The following is a 233-nucleotide window of genomic DNA, read 5'->3' as shown; positions in this document are numbered from 1 at the left end:
AATCGCGTCACGGTCGGTTAATACCGTGAAATAGGCTGGAGTTAATTGATTTAACTTCTGACTGAAAGTTTGGTAAGGAAAAGGTCGCTCAGTTCGCTGGCTCACTTCGCCTTACTGAAAATCTCGAAAGCGTAGCTTTCGAAAGAAGATTTTCAGTCCCCTTCGTCTAGAGGCCTAGGACACCGCCCTTTCACGGCGGTAACAGGGGTTCGAATCCCCTAGGGGACGCCATA

1 tRNA gene is annotated in these 233 nt (G+C 48.9%); it reads left to right on the top strand.

From position 1 onward, the window contains the following. The first annotated feature begins 155 nt into the window (after positions 1-155). Positions 156-231 (top strand) — tRNA-Glu (locus JV36_RS0113675). The last annotated feature ends 2 nt before the right edge of the window (positions 232-233 follow it).

Origin of the sequence: Alteromonas sp. LOR (assembly GCF_000753865.1) — a bacterium.
Taxonomy (GTDB): domain Bacteria; phylum Pseudomonadota; class Gammaproteobacteria; order Enterobacterales; family Alteromonadaceae; genus Alteromonas.
Note: the sequence above shows the minus strand (reverse complement) of the source record. Positions and strands in the feature narration are given on the sequence as shown.